Source organism: Chitinophaga sp. HK235, assembly GCF_018255755.1.
Taxonomy (GTDB): domain Bacteria; phylum Bacteroidota; class Bacteroidia; order Chitinophagales; family Chitinophagaceae; genus Chitinophaga.
Genome location: NZ_CP073766.1, coordinates 4780699 through 4805032, shown reverse-complemented (window position 1 = coordinate 4805032; position 24334 = coordinate 4780699). Strand labels below are relative to the sequence as shown.

Here is a 24334-nt window from a genome sequence, read left to right as displayed (position 1 = left end):
ATTCATATATTATATTAGTATTATCAATTGTGAGGGCTATTGTATCTGCTTGTGTTGCTGCGCTATTTTTACCGGCTTATTACCTGATATGCATATGAAAAAACTGGTTTTCAGTATGTTGCTGCTGGCCTCTCTGCAGGCGGTCGCACAAAAAACAACAGATACCGTGGCTTCACGGATATTGTTGCCCAATGGCTGGGCACTTACGCCAGCAGGCCGTTCCCTGCCACTGGGAGATCTTCCGCTGAACATGGTCCTTTCCGGTTCTGAGAAATACCTGGTGGTAAATAATAACGGCCAGAGCAAACACACGCTTCAGCTGATTGATCCGCAACAGGAAGTACTGCTGGATGAGGTGACAATCCCTAAATCATGGCTGGGCCTTGCTTTCAGCAAAGATGAAAAATCATTATACGCTTCCGGTGCCAATGATAATGTGATCTGGCAATACCGTATTCAGGACAATAAGTTGAAACTGGCAGACAGTATCCGCCTGGGACTGTCATGGCCGAAAGAAAAAATTTGTCCTACCGGTATGGCATTGGATAACTCACGTAACCGGTTATACGTAGTTACCAAAGAAGACAACAGTCTCTATCTGTTGGATCTTGCCACCAGGAAAGTAATTAAGCGTATTCCATTGTCTGCAGAGGCGTATACCTGTGTGCTGTCGAAAGACAACAAAACGCTGTATATCTCTTTATGGGGCGGTGATGCGATTGCAGTATATGACATTGCTGCTGATAAAGTGGTGCAGGAAATTAAAACGGGCAGCCATCCTAATGAAGTTATTCTTTCCAAAAACGGGAAGTATCTGTATGTGGCTAATGCCAATGATAACTCCGTGTCTGTGATCACCACTGCAGATGGTAAGGTGATTGAGACCCTGCAGACAGCGCTGTATCCTGATGCACCTGCTGGATCTACTACCAATGGTCTGGCATTGTCTGCTGATAACAAAACATTGTACATCGCTAATGCCGACAACAACTGTCTCGCTGTGTTTGATGTAGCCACACCAGGTAAAAGCCATTCTGAAGGCTTTATCCCCGTGGGATGGTATCCTACCTGCGTGCGTATCACCGGTAAAAAAGTATTGGTGGCCAATGGTAAAGGATTCACCTCTATGGCTAATCCTGAAGGACCTAATCCGATCAGCCGTAAAGATGCCAGCGGTTCACATGCGGCCAATACCCGTCAGGGCCGTCCGGTACAGTATATTGCCGGACTGTTCAAAGGTACGCTTTCCATGTTCCGCGAGCCGGGTGAAAAGGTACTGGGTCAATGGTCTAAGCTGGTGTATGATAATACTCCCTATAACAAAAACAAGGAGCTGCGCGCTGCCGGAGAAGAGGGCAACCCTATCCCCAGAGAAGTAGGAAAACCTTCGCCTATTAAATACGTGTTTTACGTGATCAAGGAAAACCGTACCTATGACCAGGTGCTGGGCGATATCAAAGAAGGTAACGGAGACAGCAGCCTGTGTATTTTCCCTGAGCGTATCACACCAAATCAGCATAAGCTGGTGAAGGATTTTGTACTGCTGGATAATTTTTATGTAGATGCAGAAGTGAGCGCAGACGGACACAACTGGAGTACTGCTGCTTACGCTACCGACTATACGGAAAAAACCTGGCCTACCAGTTATGGTGGCCGCGGAGGCACTTACGATTATGAAGGCAGCCGCAAAATCGCTTATCCTAAAAAAGGATTTATCTGGGATTACTGCCAGCGGGCAGGGGTAAGCTATCGCAGCTATGGCGAGTTTACCGGCAAAGGTTCCGCTACCCTTAAATCACTGGAAGGGCATTTCTGCAAAGATTATCCTGCCTTTGATCTCACTATCCTGGATGTGGACAGGCAGCAGATCTGGCAGCGTGATTTCGATTCCCTGCTGGCTGCCGATGCAGTACCTCACTTCAATACCATCCGTCTGGGCAACGACCATACCAGCGGTATGCGCAAAGGTGCCTATTCGCCTTATGCATCTGTGGCTGATAACGACCTGGCCGTAGGTAAACTGATAGAATATATTTCCCACAGCAAAATCTGGAAAGAGAGCGCCATTTTTATTCTGGAAGATGATGCGCAGAATGGCCCGGACCACGTAGATGCACACCGTTCTACTGCTTATGTGATAAGTCCTTATGTAAAACGCAAGGCTGTAAATCATAACATGTATTCCACCTCCGGGATGTTGCGTACCATGGAGCTGATCCTGGGACTGCCGCCGATGAGCCAGTACGACGCAGCTGCCACACCTATGTGGGAACTCTTCACCGCTACGCCCGACCTCACACCTTATGTGGCACTGGACGCCAATGTAGACATCCGGGAACGTAATACTGCCTGGAATGAAAGTGCCCGCCGTTCTGCGGCTTTTGATCTGGCGCATGAAGACCGCGCGCCGGACCTGGAACTGAATGAAGTGGTGTGGAAGGCCATCCATGGCGAAAATGCCGTGATGCCGGCACCCCGCAGAAGTGCGTTTGTGAAGCTGCAGGCGAAGGAAGAGGATGACGATTGATAAATCGATTAAGCAAATCCGGGAAACTTTTCTATTTTAGCCATCTAAACGTAATAAAACAGTATGGTAGCAAGGAGAGATTTTATCAGGAACAGCGCACTGCTGGCAGGTGCTGTAGGGCTGGGGATGCCCAAAACGGTTTTAGGCTGGAATGGTTATACTTCCCAACGTCCGCCGCTGGCCCAGCGCAAATTCAGCAGTGATGCTGTAGAAAAGGCCATTGCCGGCGTTAAAAAGCAGATTGCGGACAACAAACTCGCCTGGATGTTTGAGAACTGTTTCCCGAACACCCTTGACACCACTGTGAACTTTAAAGTACAGGATGGCAGGCCCGATACCTTTGTCATCACCGGCGATATCCATGCGATGTGGCTGCGTGACTCCTCTGCACAGGTATGGCCTTATATTCCGCTGATTAAGGAAGATGCTAAACTGGAGCAGATGATCGCCGGTGTGATCAACCGCCAGGTGAAATGCATCCTGATAGACCCATATGCCAACGCTTTCAATGACGGCCCTACCGGCAGTGAATGGGAGAAAGACCTCACGGACATGAAACCAGAGCTGCATGAACGCAAATGGGAAATAGACTCGCTCTGTTATACCGTGCGTCTGGCTTATCACTACTGGAAGCAAGGTGGAGATACCAAAGTGTTTGACGACAAATACAAACAATCTGCCCGCCTGATCGTAAAAACGTTCAAAGAGCAACAGCGTAAGGAAGGGAAAGGTCCTTATAAATTTCAGCGGGTAACTGCCTGGCAGTCAGATACCGTACCTAATTCCGGTTACGGTGCACCCATGCTGCCGGTAGGCCTGATCGTTTCGATCTTCCGCCCGTCTGACGACGCCACCGTATTTCCTTTCCTGATCCCGTCCAATATGTTCGCGGTGGTTTCACTGCGCCAGCTGGCGGAAATCAGCACGGAGATCTATAAAGATGCTGCTTTTGCGAAAGAGTGCACCGACCTGGCTGATGAAGTGGACCGCGCTATCAAAGCCTATGCAATCGTAGAACATCCTAAGCTGGGTAACATGTATGGTTTTGAGGTAGATGGTTATGGTAATCGTTTATTCATTGACGATACCAACGTGCCCAGCCTGCTGTCTATTCCCTATCTGGGATATACTACCGCGGATGATCCGCTTTACCAGGCCTCCAGACATTTTGTATGGAGCACTTTCCATCCCTGGTTCTATCAAGGTAAGTATGGCAATGGCGTAGGTAGTCCGCATACCGGAGAAAACTACATCTGGCCGATGAGTATCATCATGAGAGCTTTGACCAGCCATAACAAGGAGGAAATAGCCGAATGTATCAAAACACTGCGTAATACAGATGGAAATACCGGCTTTATTCACGAGTCCTACCATAAAGACGATCCCAGTAAGTTCACCCGTAAATGGTTTGCCTGGGCATGTACCTTGTTCGGAGAGCTTATTCTGAAAGTAAGCCAGGAGTATCCTGATTTGCTGAAAAGGCAATATGCTTAGCATTTTTTGATTTTTTATTTTGATATTTGAAATGCAGCGGAGATGATTATCTTCCGCTGCATTTCACTTTTAAAAACGATCCAGATGCAGCACGCCGGTATATATCAGCAACGTATAAACGATTTTCAGCAGGCTATTGATAAAGAGAGGAGACAGGCTTCTCTGCTGTCGTGGGCGAGATTATTGAGTTTTCTGTTGATTATTGCCGGGGTTGTGTTTTATTTCCGGCAGGGATGGATGGGGGGATGGTTGCTCCTTTCCGCTGTGGGCGTGGTGTTTTTTGCTTTTTTTCTGAAGAAGCATAACCAGTCGCAGCAGAAGCTCGCATTGTTAAAAACCTTGCTGGAGCTGAATCAGAAAGAGCTGCTGCAGGCTACTGAATGGAAATCCACTTTTGAAGACGGCAGAGAGTTTATCGATGACCAGCATGATTACAGCAACGATCTGGACGTGTTTGGTCCTGCTTCTATTTTCCAGTCCATCAACCGTACGGGTACTTTGTCTGGCAAACAACAGCTGGCGAACGCATTGCGGAGTCCTATAGAGGATGTACCGACCATTCTGGCTACACAAGAAGCGTTGAAGGTACTGGCGCCCGAGATCGACTTCCGGCAGCATCTGACGGCTAATGCAATGCTGGCAAAAGAAGAGGTCAGCGACCGTCGGGAGCTGGCGCTGTGGTTAGGCATGCCCTTTTCCTTTATCCACAACAAATTCATGCAGATAGCCTCCTGGTTGTTCCCGGCGCTGGCATTGCTAATGCTGGGAGTATACGCTTATACCGGGCATTATTATCTTTTTATCGGTATGGTGATACTGAACTGGTTGTTGCTGGGCAGCATCCAGGGAAAGATGATGGAGCAGTACAAGCTGATATCTCATAAGGAGCGTATCCTGGAGAAGTTTTCCTTGTTGTTGCACCTGATCCGCAACGGTTCCTTTGAGCAGTCAGCATTACTGAAGGAGCAGCAGGGAATTGCAAGGGAGGCAGATGTGGCGCTGCATCAGTTGTCCCGCATCGGATCTGCTTTTGATCAGCGATTGAACCTGCTGGTGGCTGTTATCCTGAACTCTCTTTTTCTGTACGACCTGCATTGTATTCTGCGGTTGGAACGCTGGAAATCGAAACATAAAACAGATGTGGAGCGCTGGTTTGGGGTGATTGCCCAACTGGAGGTGTGGAATAGTCTGGCCACCTATGCGTACAATCATCCGCAGTATGCCTATCCGCAACCACAGGCAGCACCGATGGTGCTGGAGGCCGAAGCCCTGGGTCATCCGCTGATCCCCGATAATGAGTCTGTGAAGAATGATGGCAGTATCGGGCGTCCGGCTAGCTTCCTGATCATTACAGGATCTAATATGTCAGGAAAGAGTACGTTTCTGCGCAGTATTGGTTCCAACCTGTTGCTGGCCATGTGTGGGGCGCCCGTATGTGCACAACGTTTTGTGTTTACCCCCATGCGCATTATGACATCTATGCGTATCAAGGATTCTATCGCCAGCCATACCTCTTATTTCCAGGCTGAGCTGCTGCGCCTGCAGCATATCATCCTGCAGCTGAAAAGAGGAGGGCAGGTGTTTATTCTGCTGGATGAAATCCTGAAGGGGACCAATTCGGAAGACAAGCTCTCCGGCTCCCGCAGCCTGATAGAGCATTTCCTGGCCTATAACTGCCTGGGGATGATTGCTACGCATGACCTGGAGCTGGGCCATCTGGAAGACAGTTACCCCGAAAAAATAAAGAACTACTGTTTCGAAAGCACTATACAGGACAATCATCTGTTCTTTGATTACCGCATCAGAGCTGGTATTGCGAGAAACAAGAATGCTACTTTCCTGATGAAGCAGATGGAGATCATCTAGACTTGTACAAATCAACAGGCCCATCAATAAATAAAAAAAATCTAAATGCCAATATTTTTAGTAGTTTTACTAAAAATATTAGTGTATGACATTGCCGTTCCAGGAAGGTGGCGCAGAAACGCCCTATTACAAAGGACGTGGCGCCCAGGTCAATCCCAGGAATAAGTACCTGAAAGAGGAGTATGTGAAGGAGCATATTGAAGGTATTGATGAGTGGTGGCAGGCAGATGTTCCCACCCAGATATTTGAGGAACATGCCAAAACCCTGGTCAATAAGGTAGACAGTCCGGATGTGGGGATGTGGTATTCCATGAACCCCTACCAGGGCTGTGAACATGGCTGTATTTATTGTTATGCCCGTAATGCTCATCAGTTCTGGGGACTGAGTGCAGGGCTTGACTTCGAACGGAAGATCATTGTAAAACATAATGCGCCGGAACTACTGCGTAAGTTTCTGGACAATAAGAACTGGGTGCCCAAACCCATTTCCCTTTCGGGGAACACCGACTGCTACCAGCCGGTGGAACGTAAAATGTGGCTGACCCGGCAGTTGCTGGAAGTAGCCCTGGAATATAAGCAGCCGGTAGGCATCATTACTAAAAATTCGCTGGTATTACGCGACCGCTACCTGTTACAGCAGCTGGCACAGGAAAAACTGGTCTGTGTATATGTTTCCATCACTACCATGCAGGAAGAGCTGCGGCAGAAAATGGAGCCCCGAACCACCACAGCCGCGCAACGGTTTAAGATTGTGAAGGAACTGAGTGAAGTGGGTGTACCCGTTGGCGTTATGACGGCCCCTATGATCCCCGGACTAAATGACCACGAGATGCCTCATCTCCTGGAGACGGCCGCAGCCAATGGCGCCCGTTATGCCGGCTATACGGTAGTAAGACTGAATGACGCGGTCAAGATAATTTTTAATGACTGGCTCTATAAGAACTTCCCTGATCGTGCTGATAAGGTATGGCACCAGATTGAAAGTATGCATGGTGGTAATGTGAATGACAGCGAATTTGGCCGCCGGAAGAGAGGAGACGGTAATATTGCTGACCTGATCAGACAACAGTTCAGAGTGCATACCAAAAAGAATGGGTTGAACCAGGAACGTTTCGAGTTTAATACAGAATCCTTTCGTAGGCCTACCAGCCAGCTGAGCTTATTTTAGGATTTATTTTATCTTGAGCGTTATTGTTTTACCTGTTTTAAAAAATCCTATATCTATGAAGAAGATATGTATGTTAGCCCTGGCACTGGGAAGTGCTGTAGCAGCTGTGGCGCAAACCCGGCAATTGCAGGCCCTGCAAACGGACAGTTTATCATGGGGTGATTTTGGCTCCCGTACTGAATATAGGAATGATGCCGGTTTGCGAGGGGATGCCGGAGCTGTATCTGGTTTTTTTCAGACTGTTACTCCTGTTAATTACCCAGCAGGGGCCAGCAGCTGGTGGCATTTACTGGATGTTAGGCACTCTAATCCCGAAAATAACCTGGCAATGCAGTTTGCTGGTAGTTTCTATGACCAGGATCTTTATTTCCGGAAAACCAATAACAGTCCTATTACGCCCTGGTCAAAAGTAGTGATGGAGCGGGATGGTAAGATGACTTTTCCTGGTGCATATAACTTTGAGCGGTTTATTATTGGAAAAGACGGCAATAATGGTGCATATGCATTGGAGTTTGTAAATCATAGTAGTGACTTGCAGTCTTATGGAATTAAGATGGGGGCTGATTTAGACCGGTTTGGTCATGGTTTGTTTATTGTTGGCGCCCGGCGGGCAGACAGTTATGATAGCCTGAAATCGAAATACGCTTCCAAGCCAGCTGTGTTTGTATCTGCACTCGACAACACCGTGGGCATAGGAACCAATCAGACAGCGGGTTATCAGTTAGCTGTCGCCGGTACTATGATCGCGGAGCGCGTCAAGGTAAAGCCCTCCGGTACCTGGCCGGATTACGTATTTGAAAAAGATTATCCGTTACCGTCATTGAAGAGCACAGCCGCTTTTATACAGCAGCATAAACATCTTCCGGAAATGCCGTCTGCCGGAGAGGTAGACAGCACCGGGCTGGACCTCGGTGATATGAATGCCAGATTGCTGAAAAAAGTAGAGGAGCTGACATTGCATCTCATCCGTCAACACGAAGAGATCGAAAAATTACAGCAGCAAAACCGGGAAATACAGCAACAGTTGCAACAACAACCGAAACAGCCACCTGCACGTATAAACTAATTGTTAACTCTACAAAAAAAGTAGGCTGTAATATTGTGTAATAAAAAAAATAAAATCTACCTTTGTTGAAAATAACAAAATTTCTTAGTGCAACTTCTGTCAATATATACGATTTCAGCGATGGCCTGCAAGCAAAAGCAGGTCAATGACGGATGGCGGGCACGTTGCACCGATTGTTAACGAAAAAAGTTATCAAACGATACAAACAAAGGTCCCGCACTAACAGGCGGGACCTTTTGCTTTTGAAGCAGTACTGAAATGACGACATTGAAAGAGATTCAGACGATAACTGATCAATTTATTCAATGCACCGAATGGTGTAAACGGAATGGCTTTGCCTTAAAAAAGCCATACGGACTTGGTATGTAGTGATGTAAGCTAACCCTTTACATTATTGCCCGGTCCGTAAATACGGTCGGGTTTTTTGTTGCAGAATTTCCGGCACAATAATGGCAAACACTATTTTCAATTATGTTATGTACTAAACCCTACTGATTTTATAACAAACAGGTACAGTGCATAACCCCAAAAACGTTAGTATATGAGGAACGTTATTCAAGTTGTAAGAGAGGCTTTACTCACCAATTTCAGGGAGCTGGACCAGTGGTTCGAAAAAGACACGGCATTACTGGACTTTAAGCCGGACCGTGACCAATGGAGCATACGGGAAGTGCTGGAACATATCACCCTCACTAATTATTTCCTGTTGCTGATTATCAACAAAAGCACCCGCCGTGCACTTGACCGTAAACGTAATGGTCATGCTGTTGTATTGCCGGCAGATTACCAGGAAAAATTCAGCCAGATCGACGTGATCAGTAGCAAGTCTTTCGGCTGGGTAAGACCAGAACATATGGAGCCTACAGGCTTTAAAAATATGGAGGAAATAAAAGCATTACTGAAACAACAGTATGCACAATGCATGTACAACGTGTCTTTGCTCAAAAACGGTGAAGGCGTGCTGGTATTCACCAACATGTCTGTTAACCACCTGGGTAAGCTCGATATCTATCAGTACATCTATTTCCTGACCAAACATATTGAACGTCATATCCGTCAAATGAAAAGACTGGAAAAAGAATTTGAAGAAAGCGCAATCCTGATCTGATTTTTTTTGGTCGACCAGCAACGCATCTATTATTGTTATCCTTATTGCAAAAAGCCGTGAGTATACACACTCCCGGCTTTTTTGTATGCAGCTAAATAAAAAACATATTTATCTACATAGAAAAAAAATCTGAAAAAAGTCTGTTAAAAATTTGCATAATCTGTATTTATCCTATTATCTTTGCAACGTAAAAATTGATAATAGGTAAACACTTATAAAAATGAAACGCTTTAACTTAAATATGGATCGCACAGTTCCTTGCTCAGAGCAAGGCAGTGGCAGGTTCCGGGCGTTTTATGTTTACAGGTAGTGCAAAATATTTGTATAATATAACTGAAGCCCGGATCAATTGGTCCGGGCTTTTTTGTTATAGTTTTTGTAATGAAATTACCATTGAACACAACAAATATCCGGACACTGCGCGCTGAAAACCGCTGCAGTAAATGGTTTCAGGATAGCATTCAAAACATGGATGCTAAACGGACCCGGCATGTCTTAACGTAGTGTATGCGTTAACGTTAGTAGCCCGGTCCGTGTAAAAACTGACCGGGTTTTTTTGTGCTCATAACGAAAAGATTATTTGAGGAGGTACAATTAATAATCAGGTAGCGGAGTAATCCTGCTCCGCTAAATCTGCTCCTTTAACGATATTTTTTTTCGTCTCTGTTTGAATTAACCCCCATCTTCAGGTTATCAAGAGGATAACTTGTAACTTCCCCCCAAACAAGTACTGCAAAAAGTACTTCAAATGATAAGCATGATTTGCCGGGAGCCTATTCCGGGCTCCGGTAAATCTCTATCAGGGTGGATTAATTTTAAAAGATCAATTTGTAAATGAAAACAATGGTCAATAACCAGATAGATATTACCGATGGTGAATACTTTGCGCCCAAAGGGGTGTATACTGTTCATTTCAACGGAATACCCAATATCAACAATATATACGATATAGATGGTGATAAAGCATCGGTGGCGTTTGTAAAGGCATTTGAGAGCATGATTGTAAATACCTACAAATACACTGACTATGACACTAAAAAGAAAAAATACAAACACTCACAGACGGTAATGGTGTTGAATAACCGCAGTATAGTGGCCTTCTGGCATTCGTGGTGTGAGATCCTGCATGATGGATCAGATATGGAGTTTGTAGGAAAGGTAACGGAAATGGTTACACGATATAAGGAAAAACAACGCCGTGAACCACATGAAATTAATCTGATCGTGAGTGGTCGCAGAGGACTGGAGCTGAAGAGCATGGAAATCAAACGTACCAAACTGGATATAGATCTGTTTTACGATAATGATTTCAGGGAAGTGGATAAGGTGATACAACAACGGCTACGCAAAGAAAAAGACAAGGGTATTGTGCTCCTGCATGGTATGCCCGGAACCGGAAAAACCACCTATCTGCGTTACCTGATCGGGAAAATTAAGAAACGTATCCTGTTTGTTTCACCTGATCTGGCCAACAATATCATGAGCCCGGAATTTATGCAGTTATTGATTGACAATCCTAACTGTGTAGTGATCATTGAAGATGCGGAAAACGTGATCATGGACAGGAAATTTACCGGTAATTCATCCGTGTCTAATCTGTTAAACCTGTCTGATGGCTTGCTGGCGGATTGTTTGAATATACAACTGGTATGTTCCTTCAACAGTGATCTGTCTTCCATCGACAGTGCCCTGCTGCGTAAAGGCCGGCTGATCGCCAAATACGAATTCAAAAAGTTGCCAGCTGAAAAAGCACAACGGCTGTCTGCTCACCTGGGCTTTGATACTATGATCAACAAACCCATGAGTGTTGCAGAAATCTCCAACCAGCACGAGCCTTCTTTTGAAGCGCCGAAAAATGTGATCGGATTCCGTCGCACCATGGTGGGAGAGACTGTTTAATATTGTTCATCTATCTAAAAAAGTACTATCATGAAAAAGAATCACTTGTCCATATACAACCGAATGGAAAACAACCTCCACCAGCTGGTGCAGGCATTTACAACGATCACAGACCATCCGTCATGGACAAGTTATTACCCGACGAATTACAATATTATATCGATACCATGCGTATCAGGACGGCCAGGAGGCGCCTGCGCGTAGTAAAAACAGAAAAAGACAAACAGCTGATACAGCTCGACAAACGTATAAAAGTACTTTGGAGACAAGACCGTCATCCGGAATATGTACCATTGGAACCGCCGGTGCAAAAGGGCTACAAACGTTTCTTTATATTAAGGGACGACGTAGCCCGCGGAAAACAGGCATCATTTTTTCAGGGCATACTGGACAAAATCAATACGGTGCAGTATTTTCACCGGAAGGATTTTAAGGTGAAAAAGCGCCAGAAAGGTAAAAAGGTAATGGTCGTGAAAGAACAGGGTGTGCGGACCTTTTATCGTGATGAGTTTAACAAACTTAAGCTAACGCGTGATGAAATGACCTATTTTGAAGAGCGGATGGTGCAGGTCGGCTGGAAGGGGGAAGTGCCACAGATGGTATTTACGGAGCCCTGGCGTTTTGTGCTGCGGATACGACCACATCTTTTGACTCATGTGCGGAAGGCCAATCCGGAATTAGATTCTCAGATCCAGGAGATAGAAAACTATATGGACAAACATTATCTGAGACCCAGGATGCGCTGGCTGACGCAAAGCAGGCATAGTTCGTGGAATAAAAAACTGTTTGGCCCGAAAGAAAAATACCAATATCAAAAGAAACCCCTGCCGCAACTGCTGCAGGAAATATATTACAACATTGAATGAACCCCCTTTAATCGTTATGTCTGAATTGAAAATTACCGGTAAACAACTGCTGGGCCTGGGTTATCCGCAAGGTCTGGTAATTCGTGTGGCCATGGATGTTATCGCTGAACATTATCCTGACGCCACCCTGGAAGAAGCGGAGGCTGTGCTGTCCAGCGTATTGAAAGACCCCGTTGCCTATCAGGACGATCCGGTGCTGGGCGCTATCGCAGCTCATCTGATTGTGGAAGAAAAACCGGAAGTAATAGCACTGCGGGATACCCCGGTGGATTACGCCATCTTTGGCGCTGAGTTTATTGAAGAAGGTACTATCAGACAGCTGAACAGCGCAATTCGTTTACCCGTGGCCGTGGCTGGCGCGCTGATGCCGGATGCCCACCAGGGATATGGCCTGCCTATCGGCGGGGTACTCGCCACTGACAACGCGGTGATACCTTACGGTGTAGGGGTGGACATCGGTTGCCGCATGTGCCTGAGTATCCTCGACCTGCCGGAAGCAAGCCTTGAAACGCAGGCCTCCAGCTATCAGAAAGCACTGAAGAATAAAACAAAGTTCGGCGCCGGCGCAGAATGGAAACACAATGACGCAGACCCTGTGCTGGAACGGTCCGAATTCAGGGAGATACCGGTGTTGCGTAATCTGCTCGATAAAGCTGCCGGCCAGCTGGGAACTTCCGGCTCCGGAAACCACTTTGTGGAGTGGGGTATTGTGACCATCCTCGATGCTAATAACGAATGGAATCTGGCACCCGGCAATTATGTAGGGCTGCTGTCGCACTCCGGTTCCCGCGGGATGGGTGCCCAGGTAGCCGGTCATTATACCCGGCTGGCCAAAGAGTTGTGTGTACTGCCTAAAGAAGCACAACACCTGGCATATCTGGATCTGAATACAGAGGCAGGGCAGGAGTACTGGCTGGCAATGAACCTGGCTGGTGATTATGCCTCCGCCTGTCACCACCTGATCCATCAGCGGATGATCGCCGAAATGGGCGCCACGCTGCTGGCGAGGGTGGAAAACCATCATAACTTCGCCTGGAAGGAAATACACCACGGTAAAGAGCTGATTGTACATCGTAAAGGTGCTACACCTGCCGGTAAAGGCATGTTGGGTATTATCCCCGGCTCTATGACCGCGCCAGGGTTTATCGTGCGGGGTAAAGGAGAGGAAAGCAGCCTGCATTCTGCATCTCATGGAGCAGGACGGCAGATGTCCCGTACCAAGGCAATCGCCTCTATTACCCAGGAGGAAATGAGGAAGATGCTGCAGGATAATGGCGTAACGCTGATTGGTGGTGGTTTGGATGAAGCACCTGGTGCTTATAAGGATATCAATACTGTGATGTCGGCACAGTCAGACCTCGTGGAAACAGTAGGCCGGTTCCAGCCCAAAATGGTGCGGATGGCAGACGGCGGACCAGCAGAAGACTAAATATACATATGCAATGAAACAAAGGCGGAAGACGGCGAACAGCTGTTTTTCGCCTTTTGTGTTTTATAGTCTACAAATTTAGTAGGATATTAGAAATATATTTTCTAATATTGTCATCAGTTACCACCAATAACAAGCAGTATCTATCCCTGTGCATGGGCTGGCACCATGCAGGGAAACCCGTGTTTTCATTTTTACCTGTATTTAAAACTTTATCAAGTGCATTTGAATTATCTGGCATTGGCGGTTCCTCTTTTCCTGACATTCATGGGTCTGGAGTATCTGGTGGCGCAAAAAAAAGGGAAGCGTTATTTTAAGTTCAATGATACAGTGGCCAACATCAGCGTAGGGATAGCTGAGCGATTGCTGGACACTTTTACGGTAGGGCTGTTTTATTTTGTATACGACTACCTGTATCGGCGTTATGCCCTTTTCGATATCAAAGCCAGTGTGTTATTATGGGTGGCCTTGCTGGTGTGTACAGACTTTATCTGGTACTGGTATCACCGGCTGGCGCATGAAGTAACAGTATTGTGGTGTGCCCATGTGGTGCACCATCAGAGCGAGGAGTTTAACTATACCGTCTCTGCACGGATCACGGTATTTCAGGCGTTTATACGGACAGGTTTCTGGGCCATATTACCGGTGATTGGTTTTCCGCCGGCGATGATCACCAGTATGCTGCTGGTACATGGGCTCTATCCCTTTTTTATTCATACCCGTACCATTGGTAAGCTGGGCATCCTGGAATATATACTGGTAACGCCTTCCCATCATCGGGTGCATCATGCCAGTAATCCTAAGTATCTCGACAAAAACTATGGAGATGTATTTATCATCTGGGATAAATTGTTTGGCACCTTTCAGAAGGAAGAAGAAGAGCCGGTGTATGGGTTAACCAAGCCATTGGAGAGTAACAGTTTCCTGTGGCAGCATTTTCATTTTATACTGGAGATGCTGTATTCCGTGAGGGCGGCCAGGGGATGGCGTAACAGACTGCGGGTGATATTCGGGAAGCCGGACAACGTGGACCCTGCGGCGAGGACTGTGCTGGAGGAAAATTTTTTGTTGCGTAACCGGAGTATAACGGAGACGCCTAAACTGAATAATTATGTGGTGTGGCAGATGGCTACCACACTCACATTATTGTTTGTCTTTTTACTATTGGAATATTACGCACCGGTATTTATCCAGGTATGTGTGACCTTGCTCATATTACTGACACTGATCAACTGCGGTGCTATCCTGGAGCAGAAGCGCTGGGTGTTTTATCTGGAGTATGCCCGGTACGCCGTGTTGTGTTTTGCATTGTTTTACTGCTGGCCGCATCCGTCGTTAGTGACGCTGGCGGGACTGGTACTGGCTACAGCCATTTATTACCAGTCGCGCCTGCGGGAGGAGTATTACCGGCTGGTATACGGCTATACCCGTACGTAGATTTTCTTTTTATCCATCCAGTAGCCAATGGCGGCAAAGGCACATACATGGAAGAGGGCGAAGAGGAACGACCCTACCATGTTGCCACCGATGGGCTGGAAGACGGTTTGATACAGCCAGGTGTACATATTTTGTCCGGGTACCGGCCTGATAAGCAGGTAGAGTTTTACGACCACGCCGGACAGCACGTAGATAAACAGCGGGTTTTTACCGAATACGGTAAAGAAGGTGGTCCATTTGGTGTATGCTCTGAATTCTATGATATACATCAGTATGGAGAGGATCAGCAGGGCGAGGCCCACGGTGTAGAGTACGTAGGAGCTGGTCCATATTTTTTTGTTGATGGGGAACACCATGTTCCAGCAGAGGGCGGCGAAGATGAGGATGCAGCCCATGATCAGAAGGCGGGCCAGCATTTCGTATGTTTTGCCCTGTTCCTGTATGAATTTTCCTGCGAGGTAGCCGAAGATAACGTTACAGATAGCCGGGAGGGTGCTCAGAATACCTTCCGGATCGAAGGGTACTCCTTCTCCTCTGTACATATGATTTTCTCCCAGTATTAACTTATCAAGGGGTAGGCCTGCGTACCCTTCCAGGCTGTAAGGATCACTGCCACCGAAGGCGATGAGGATGAACCAGTATGCCAGCAGGATGACACAGGCTGTTACGAAGGCGCCTTTATCTTTCAGATAGTGTACAATGAAGGCTGCAGCCCCGTAGCAGAGGGCAATACGGGGGAATACCCCCAGGATACGGAGGTTGCTGAGCGATTTACCTACCAGTTGTCCGTCAGACCATTTTACAAACGGGAACCAGTTGAGCAGAAGGCCGATACCGAATATCAGCAAGGTACGGGTCAGTATTTTGCGGATGACGGCAGCGTTGCCGGCATCGGCGTATTTTTTCATGGCAAAGCTCATAGCATTGCCTACGGCAAAGAGGAAGAAGGGGAATACCAGGTCGGTAGGAGTACAGCCATGCCATTTGGCGTGTTCCAGGGGGGCATATACATACTCCCAGCTCCCTGGATTGTTAACCAGGATCATCGCGGCCACTGTCAGGCCACGGAACACATCCAGCGATAAAAAACGTTGTGAAGCAGACACTATAATGAATATTTGGTTGTTTGGTAATTCGCCAAGATAATTATTAAAGCTGAATCATCACAACTGCTTTCTTAGTGGCGGGGTACCTGTGTCTTGAGTATTTTGCGGGCAAAATGTATCCTGCTTTTGATGGTTCCGAGGGGCTCCTGGAGGATATCGGCTATTTCGAAGTACTTGTATCCTTCGTAATAGAGCAGGAATGGTTGTTTGAAGATCTGGGGGAGGTGGTAAACGGCGACATGTATGTCTTTCATGCGGAGGTTGGTGTCGGCCTTATTGATGGAGGGGCTTTGCTGGTAGTTGAGGAAGAAGTCACTTACGGTGGGTTCGGCTATCATCCTGTTTTTGGCTTTTTTGCGGTAGTGGTTGATGAAGATGTTTCGCATGATGGTGAAGAGCCAGGCCCGGATGTTGGTTCCTTCCAGGTATTTTTCCTGGTTGGACAGGGCGCGGAACAAGGTTTCCTGGTATAAGTCTTTTGCCTGTTCGGTGTCTTTGGTAAGGGTGAATGCAAAGGGTTTCAGGAAATCAGCGTTTCCGACAAGCAAGGTGTTAAATTCAACAGATGACATAATGTTTAAGGTTTAACTAATTAAACAAATTCACATATGAGTCAGACGTTTGTAGTGCAATGAATTGATTTATAATGGTTTCAGGATAGCATTTCCGTTCTCGAACATGGTTTTTCTGAGTTTCCTTTCTGATGACAATAGCTCGATTTTGGGTGGATCAATATAACAACAGGTCTTTCCGCATGACTCTCTGATATAATTAACGATAAAAAGATAAAAACGGATTGGAAATGTTGGAGTTATGTAAAATATAATGTATTATAAATTATTTTATATTATAATTTGCTTAAAACTAATTTTAATCTCAATTATATACACTTATTTTCGTTATTGTTATAAAGCAACTGATTTAAATGTTTAAACGCATATTGAAAATTGTCTAACCATTTAAGAACAAAATGGTTAGATAACGCGATTCTGGTAACATTTATATGTTATTTTTAATAGATTTGCAACTTGTTTGGCGGTACCCTGGAGGGATCGTGCTTTACAATTGTTTTCCAGAAAGATATTCGAGAAGTTTTTTATCCTATTAATACATGTTCAGAAAATTACTGCTGTTACAGCTTTTCCTGTTTATTGGCTATTGTGCGGTTGCCCAGAATCCAGCATTATCCAAAGAACAAATCAGGCAGATGAAAGTAGACAACCTGAGTGATGATCAGGTGAGGGCGTTGGTGGCTGAAATGAAAAAGAATAACATTGCATTTTCGGATATAGATTCTTATGCTCAGCAGAAGGGCATTCCGGATATTGAGGTGAGCAAACTGAAGAGCCGTATTCAGCAATTGGGGCTGGACAAGGAGCTGGACCAGAAGAATCAGGACAAAAAGAACAAAGATAAAGATGATGAGAACGGGACCCGCAAATTAGACGATGACAGTACTGAAGGGCGAATATCTGATAAAAGGGATAAAGAAAAGGACAGGCAGAAAACACGTGAAGAGCGGGAGCTGGAGAAAAAACGTAAAAAGATTTTTGGTTCCGAGCTCTTCAATAACAAAAACCTGACGTTTGAGCCCAACCTCAAAATGCCTACCCCTCCCAATTACCGCCTGGCAGCAGATGATGAGATCCTGATAGATGTTTATGGCTATTCTGAGGTACAGCACCGGCTGAAGGTAACACCAGACGGTTATATCCGTATTCCCAACCTGGGACCTGTATACGTGACCGGGTTGACAATGGAAGAGGCTAAAAACAGAATTACGAAGCAGTTATCCACCATTTACAGTGGTATCCGCTCCGGTAATACATCTGTACAGATTTCTCTGGGTAATATCCGGAGCATTCGGGTGCTGCTGATTGGGGAAGTGGTGAATCCCGGATCTTATACTATTCCATCCCTGGCAACTGTGGCCAATGCGTTATATGTATCCGGCGGTCCCAGTGAAAATGGCTCTTTCCGTAATATCCAGGTGATTCGCAACGGCTCGCCGGTAGTTACATTTGACCTGTATGACTTTCTCGCCCATGGCGACCTTACCAACAATATTGTATTGCAGGACCAGGACATTGTAAAGGTAAACCCTTACAAAACCCGCGTGGAATTGACGGGTGAAGTAAAACGTCAGGCCATATTTGAAGCGAAAGAGAATGAGAGTCTGCAGAACATCATTGATTACGCTGGCGGTTATACGGATTTGTCTTTTAAAGATGTGATCAGGGCCTACCGGGTGAATAATAAAGAGCGGGAGGTGGTGAATGTACAAGCCAGCGAAGTAGCTTCCTTTAAATTAAAATCCGGTGACCAGTTTTTTATAGATTCTGTATTGAACCGTTTCAGTAATCGGGTGACTATTTCAGGAGCTGTGTTCCATCCTGGCAACTATGCACTGGAGGACAATATGACCGTGAAAGACCTGATTAAAAGAGCCGACGGGGTAAAAGAAATTGCCGCTTTATCAAGAGGACTCATCCGCCGTTTGCAGGCTGATTATACCCCTTCCTACATCAACTTCAATGTACAGGATGCTTTAACCGGAAGATCTGAGGTGCGCTTACAGAAAGAAGATAGTGTGATGATCTATTCCAAGTTCGATCTGCGGGAAGAATACGAGGTGAGAATAGATGGAGAAGTAAATAAGCCTGGCTACTTTAACTATGCCGACAATATGCATCTGGAAGACCTGATCATGATGGCCGGTGGTCTGACAGATGCCGCTTCTATTCAGCAGGTGGAGATTTCCCGCAGAAAACGTGGTGGTATGTATGATCCGAAGGATAGTACCAAAGCTATTGTTCAACGCTTCGACATCAATGCAGACCTCAGTAACAATCCTGAAGCAAAAGCTTTTGTGCTGCAACCATTTGATGAAATCGTCGTTCGTCGTTCGCCGGCATATGCTACCCAATCCAACGTATTGATCAGCGGCGAAGTGATATACCCAGGCGATTATACGATTAACAGCCGCTCCGAGCGAATTTCCGACCTGATTAACAGAGCCGGTGGGCTCCGTTCGGAAGCTTATCCGGAAGGTGCGGTAATGATGCGTAAGACGTTTATTAATGAGGGTGACAGTATGTTGCTGGCCAATAAACTGCAGGTGTTTTATAACAAACTGCAGGATAGCACTGACATCGTAAGAGTACAGGCTGCTGTAGACAAAAAAGAGCAGCTGCTGGGTATCAACCTCGAGCAGATCATGAAACATCCGGGCTCTAAATATGATCTCCTGCTGGAAGAAGGAGATATCATTAAAGTGCCTAAAAAATTGCAGACCGTACAACTGTTTGGCGAAATTTATTTCCCCAAAAAAGTGAGATATGATGGTGGGTATAAATTCCGGGATTATATACATGGCGCTGGTGGTTTTACCGCTCAGGCACTGAGACGAAGAAGTTATATCGTATATGCGAATGGGGAGGTGAAGAATACCAGGAAGGTTTTCTTCTTCAATACATATCCTAAAGTCAAACCGGGAGCCGAGATATATATACCATCGCGTAAAGAAAAGAAAGGGTTGACTGGAGGAGAAGCAGTTGGGTTGGCAAGTGGCCTGGCTTCAGTAGCACTGGTGATAGTTACCATTTTAAATACGATCAATAAATAGAAAACTGAATTAAATGGATTTATCCCAAAAAGATAGTGCACAGATACAGGAGAATGAGTTGTCGTTAAAAGGTTTTATTCTGAAACTCATTAACTGGAGTAGATATATATGGACAAAGAAGTTTTTAATATTGGCTGTCGCATTGTTGGGAGGTGGGGCAGGCCTGACAGTTTCAATGCTCAGTGAGCCTAAATATATGGCTGAGCTTACTTTTGTTTTGGAAGATAATAAATCAGGCGGATTGGGAAGTTATGCCGGCTTAGCCAGTCAGTTTGGAATTGATATCGGTGGTGGTGGATCAGGAAGTGGCGTATTTGCTGCAGACAATATTGTAGAGTTTTTAAAGTCAAGGTTAATAGTTGAAAGGACATTACTATCATCTATTACTATCAATGGTAAAGCGACTACGTTGGTGCAGCATTATATAAATTTTAAACATCTGAATGAGACATGGAAGAAACTACCTGCATTAAGTAACATTACTTTTCCTGTTAATGAAGACCGGAAGCTTTTTCCCCTGGTAAAGGACAGTATACTGAATGTTATTAGAACACAGGTGATGAAGAGTAATCTGATAATCGATAAGATAGATAAGAAGATCGGATTTTTATCTGTGACCTGTTCTTCCGAAGACGAATTTTTTGCTAAATATTTTTCAGAACATTTAGTTAAGGAAGCTACTGATTTTTATGTGCAAACCAAAACCAAGCGTTCTAAATCGAATGTAGATAAGTTACAGCAGAAAGCTGATTCAATAGAGCATTTGTTGAATAAAAAGACATATGCCAGCGCCATCACTCAGGACCTGAATCTTAATCCGGCTAAAAGAATGGCTACTGTTGGGCTTGAAATGGATAATCGGGATAAGATTGTCTTGCAGACAATGTATGGGGAAGTATTAAAAAATCTGGAGATGAGTAAAATGGCTATGCTGCAGGAAACACCCGTGATTCAGATTATTGATACTCCTATTTTACCCTTAAGAAAGCAAAAGCTGGGTAAAGCGAAGGGCATTGTCCTGGGAGGTTTTGCCGGAGGCTTTTTGGCTTTGATGTTAGTGATGATCAGAAGGTTGTACAAAACTGTAATGGCATAAATTTTTGGTATTTAAATTAAAGCAGTGAATTTCTCTTTTAAGGTCTCTGTAATTATGCCTGCTTACAATGCTGCGTCGACACTGACGCAGTCTGTTGAAAGTGTTCTTGCGCAAACATATCCATGTTGGGAGTTAATAATTATTGATGACGGTTCGAAGGATAATACAGCTGAGTTAGCCCTTGCATGCGAACAAAGGGATGAAAGGATAAAATTTGTCAGACTGGAAAAAAATGGGGGGCTCTCAAATGCGAGAAATACCGCAGGAAGTATGGCGACAGGAGATTTTATAGCCTTTCTTGATTCTGATGATATATGGCTCTCTGATAAACTGGAAAAACAGATTGCTTACCATAAAAAATACCCCAATGTATTGATTAGCCATACCGGATTTGAGAATTTCACGGGGGAAACCATATTACACAAAAATTGGGCAAACAGATTCGTTGAATATTTCTATAAAAAACAAGGTAGTTTATTACCTCAGTTGTTATATAAGAATACAATTGGGGTATTGACTGTTATGGTGAGAAAGGATGTTTTTCTGGAAGCAGGAAAATTCGATGTTAATCTTTGGGGGCTTGAAGATCAGGATTTATGGATCCGATTGGCGAGGAGAGGCGTTCATTTTGGATATCTGCCCCAGGTATTGGCCAGATATCGTATCAATCCCCATGGGATGATGAGTAATGTAGGAAAGTACAAAAGAGCATATAAATCACTCTTAAAAAAATATTCGCCGGCATCAAAGATTGACCCTGTTTCCAGGACAAGCTGGGGAATGTATTACCGTTATTTTGGTTCTGTTTATTACAGAAAAAATAACTTCAAACTGAGTGCTTTGTATTTTGGTAAATCCTTAAGCTGGTATAATTCATTTTTAATAAATATTACATCTTTGGTTTATTTAATATCGATTTATAATCCTTTTAACAGGAAGCAGCGTTAACAAGACTGATCGATTTTGCATGGAACTGAAAGATTTCAAAAATTGTGATAAAATGTATGGTAAAGGTGAGATTAACGTTTCCTGATAATTGGCCGATTTTCAGGCAAACACCTGGCCAGACAGGAGAGTGGAACAATTATAAATTCTTTTTGGATACAGAGATTGAGAAGGAATTTGACTTTTGGGTTGTATACGAGAATTTAACTGAGCCAATTGAGAAAACAATTCTCCCGAAACCCAATACTATTTTCATAACAGGAGAGCCACCAGAGATAAAAACATATTCAGCTCGTTTTGTTAATCAGTTTAATACGGTGATTACCAGCCACGAGAAGATGCCTCATACAAATAAGCTGCTTATTCCGCAATGCCAGCACTGGTTTGTAAATAAAAGCTATGATGAGTTGGTTAAAATTAAACCCATAGAAAAGACGAAGAAAATTTCTATGATCACCTCAACAAAAACCTTTACAGAGGGGCATCGTAAAAGGCTGGACTTTGCGCTAAAGCTGAAAGCACATTTCGGGGATGCGGTTGATCTGTTTGGCAGAGGAATAAAGGATTTTGATGATAAATGGGATACACTGGAAGCCTACAGATATAACATTTGCATGGAGAATTCTGCTCCCAGATATTATTTTACAGAGAAAATAATTGATTGTTATCTGGCTTATAGTTTTCCGGTATATTATGGTTGCACTAATCTGGAGAATTATTTTGATGAGGAAGCATTCAAAAGGATTGATATTAATGATTTTGCAGGTAGTGTTAAAGTGATAGAGCAATTGCTTGAAGATGATGATCATTATGAAAGAAGGTTGCAGGCCCTGATCGAAGCCAGAGATAAATGCCTGCATTATTATAATATTTTCCCGATGCTTACAAGGATCATGGATAGTGCACTGAGAGAGAGTGTCGGACCCAAAACGGCTGTTTATCTGAGAAAGGATATTAAACCACTGATAAAGGGATATGCTAAAAAAATAATTAAAAGGATCTGATTTTTAACAGGAGTTACTTTGTGTAAAGGTACGCTTCTTGAAAAAGAAGAAATTATGCACAAATATATTTCTGACAACGATAGTATAGAAGATAAAACAATAATGTAGGATATCTTTTTGAATAAAGAGTCTGAAATTGATTACATACAGCAGGATCTGGAGAATTTATGAGCTTAAGTAAAAGATCTGTAATAAATATAGTATCCGGAGGGTTAGGATATCTGATTCCAATATTGCTTAATATTATTTCGATTCCAATAATATTAAACAAATTGGGTAATGAGGCTTACGGATTGTTAAATCTCGTTAATCTGATAATAGGTTACCTTATTATTAGTGATATGGGATTGGATATACCTATTACTAAATACGTAGCGGAGTATAACGCCGGGAATAACCGGGATAAGTTAAAATCACTGCTTAATTCGGCCCTGCAGATCTATATCAGGATCGGTTTGGGTGGAATGATCCTGGTTGCTGCTTTTTCAGGTATTTTATCCCGGAATGTTTTTAAAATTCCTGATTCTCATTTACAGGAGGCCAGGCTGATATTTATTCTTGCAGGGGTTGGATTCTTATTCAGTATTCTGAATCTTTTTGCAAAAGCGGTATTTAATGGTCTGCAGAAATATGAAGTATCTAATGGACTAAACGTACTCCAGAATCTCTTGTCTATTTTATTCGGTATTATTCTGGTTTTAAGTGGTGGAGGAATAGTATGGTTTGTGTTCATCCGTGTAATTTTCTATTTGCTTAGTTTTTGTGCCTATGTCTTTTTGATAAAGAAGGAGGTGCCGGAGTTCAGTCTTTTATCAGGTGTAAATTCCCATGTCTGGAGTTTGTTAAAGGGGCAGTTTGGGTATGGGTTTATTCTGCGGGTAGGGAGCCTTTTTTTCTCGAGAATTGATCAGACTTTAATAGGTATCTGGCTGGGTGTTTCGGAGGTAGGGATATATTCTATTCCACTGTTAATAGCGAGTTCTATTAGTGCGTTGATAGGAAGTGTCACGCATTATGTCTTCCCTAAAACAACTGAATTATTGACTACAGGGAAAAAGGATGAATTTAATGTCTTTTTTCAACGCAATATGAAATTTGTTTCAGTGATGGCAATCTGCTCTTTTATTCCTGTTATTATTTTCTCGCACGAGATATTGCGTTTGTGGGTAGGAAATGATGTAAGTGCTAAAGCAACAGTTACATTAATTGCTTTAAGTGGTGCTTATTTTGTTAATGCGGTGACAACCATTGTGGTTACCGGTTGTTTTGTTGGTATTGGCAAGTTGAATCGCTTTACGATATACGTTATTGCGAGAGGAGTTGTTATGGGAGTTGCCTGCCTGCTTTTAATAAAGAATTACGGGATTCTTGGAGCAGGTTTAGCCATGTTATCTACCTGCATCATTGATATTGCCTACTTTATAGTGGTAACAAAGAGATTTTTAGGTATGTCCCCTTTCCCTGTGGCATTCGAAACAATTTTGAAACCTCTTTTATGTGCTTCTGTTGCGGCACTGCCATTTTATTATTTCACTAACCAGCTTCATCTGACATGGTTGTCTTTAATAAGCTTATCGGTTTTATATGTTATGGTACTGGCTATACTAATGTTAGTAACAGGAGTAGTTTCAAAAAGCGAAAGGGAGTTTTTACTGGGGTTAGTACAGAAAGTATTTCATAAATACCAGCGTGCTTAAT

The 24334-nt window shown here is 44.3% G+C and carries 17 protein-coding genes; 15 read left to right on the top strand and 2 right to left on the bottom strand.

Annotated features, from left to right (window positions below; genetic code table 11):
• Positions 1–49: 49 nt before the first annotated feature.
• The 10 genes from KD145_RS17725 (at position 50) to KD145_RS17680 (ending at position 14860) form a co-directional block, all read left to right on the top strand.
• Positions 50–2527 carry a beta-propeller fold lactonase family protein gene (locus tag KD145_RS17725; protein WP_374223484.1) on the top strand — a complete coding sequence of 826 codons (2478 nt, stop codon included), beginning with the start codon at positions 50–52 and terminating at the stop codon, positions 2525–2527.
• A gap of 63 nt (positions 2528–2590) precedes the next feature.
• Positions 2591–4021: a glycoside hydrolase family 125 protein gene (locus KD145_RS17720; RefSeq protein ID WP_212000376.1), complete on the top strand. Its 1431-nt coding sequence runs from the start codon at positions 2591–2593 to the stop codon at positions 4019–4021.
• A gap of 84 nt (positions 4022–4105) precedes the next feature.
• Positions 4106–5887: a hypothetical protein gene (locus tag KD145_RS17715; protein WP_212000374.1), complete on the top strand. Its 1782-nt coding sequence runs from the start codon at positions 4106–4108 to the stop codon at positions 5885–5887.
• An 85-nt stretch (positions 5888–5972) separates the two neighbouring features.
• Positions 5973–7055, top strand: coding sequence for a PA0069 family radical SAM protein (locus tag KD145_RS17710; protein WP_212000373.1), 1083 nt, complete (start codon positions 5973–5975; stop codon positions 7053–7055).
• Between the two features lie 55 nt (positions 7056–7110).
• Positions 7111–8121: a hypothetical protein gene (locus tag KD145_RS17705; protein WP_212000371.1), complete on the top strand. Its 1011-nt coding sequence runs from the start codon at positions 7111–7113 to the stop codon at positions 8119–8121.
• A gap of 541 nt (positions 8122–8662) precedes the next feature.
• Positions 8663–9229 (top strand): DinB family protein, encoded by a 567-nt coding sequence (locus tag KD145_RS17700; RefSeq protein WP_212000369.1) that lies wholly within the window; start codon positions 8663–8665, stop codon positions 9227–9229.
• An 834-nt stretch (positions 9230–10063) separates the two neighbouring features.
• Entirely contained in the window at positions 10064–11128 is a 1065-nt protein-coding gene (locus KD145_RS17695; protein WP_212000368.1) for an AAA family ATPase, read from the top strand.
• A gap of 122 nt (positions 11129–11250) precedes the next feature.
• On the top strand, positions 11251–11994 hold the full coding sequence (locus tag KD145_RS17690; protein WP_212000367.1) for a hypothetical protein: 744 nt from the start codon (positions 11251–11253) through the stop codon (positions 11992–11994).
• A 16-nt stretch (positions 11995–12010) separates the two neighbouring features.
• Positions 12011–13423, top strand: coding sequence for an RtcB family protein (locus tag KD145_RS17685; protein WP_212000366.1), 1413 nt, complete (start codon positions 12011–12013; stop codon positions 13421–13423).
• A 219-nt stretch (positions 13424–13642) separates the two neighbouring features.
• Entirely contained in the window at positions 13643–14860 is a 1218-nt protein-coding gene (locus KD145_RS17680) for a sterol desaturase family protein (protein WP_249219421.1), read from the top strand.
• Here the strand turns inward: KD145_RS17680 and KD145_RS17675 are convergent.
• Together KD145_RS17675 and KD145_RS17670 are read right to left on the bottom strand one after the other, a co-directional pair.
• Positions 14845–15966: an acyltransferase family protein gene (locus KD145_RS17675; protein WP_212000365.1), complete on the bottom strand. Its 1122-nt coding sequence runs from the start codon at positions 15964–15966 to the stop codon at positions 14845–14847. The two genes, KD145_RS17680 and KD145_RS17675, sit on opposite strands and share 16 nt — an antisense overlap.
• A gap of 71 nt (positions 15967–16037) precedes the next feature.
• Positions 16038–16538, bottom strand: coding sequence for an RNA polymerase sigma factor (locus tag KD145_RS17670; RefSeq protein WP_212000364.1), 501 nt, complete (start codon positions 16536–16538; stop codon positions 16038–16040).
• Positions 16539–17569: 1031 nt separating this feature from the next.
• Here KD145_RS17670 and KD145_RS17665 point away from each other — a divergent pair.
• The 5 genes from KD145_RS17665 to KD145_RS17645 all read left to right on the top strand — a co-directional run bounded on the left by KD145_RS17665 (position 17570) and on the right by KD145_RS17645 (position 24333).
• Positions 17570–19591, top strand: coding sequence for an SLBB domain-containing protein (locus KD145_RS17665; RefSeq protein WP_374223537.1), 2022 nt, complete (start codon positions 17570–17572; stop codon positions 19589–19591).
• A gap of 13 nt (positions 19592–19604) precedes the next feature.
• Entirely contained in the window at positions 19605–20687 is a 1083-nt protein-coding gene (locus KD145_RS17660) for a Wzz/FepE/Etk N-terminal domain-containing protein (RefSeq protein ID WP_212000362.1), read from the top strand.
• Positions 20688–20711: 24 nt separating this feature from the next.
• A complete protein-coding gene (locus KD145_RS17655; protein ID WP_212000361.1) occupies positions 20712–21635 on the top strand; it encodes a glycosyltransferase family A protein in 924 nt (307 codons plus the stop codon).
• Between the two features lie 56 nt (positions 21636–21691).
• Complete coding sequence (locus KD145_RS17650) at positions 21692–22636, top strand: glycosyltransferase family 10 domain-containing protein (RefSeq protein ID WP_212000360.1); 945 nt, start codon at positions 21692–21694, stop codon at positions 22634–22636.
• 167 nt (positions 22637–22803) lie between these two features.
• Complete coding sequence (locus tag KD145_RS17645; protein WP_212000358.1) at positions 22804–24333, top strand: oligosaccharide flippase family protein; 1530 nt, start codon at positions 22804–22806, stop codon at positions 24331–24333.
• Position 24334 lies beyond the last annotated feature (1 nt).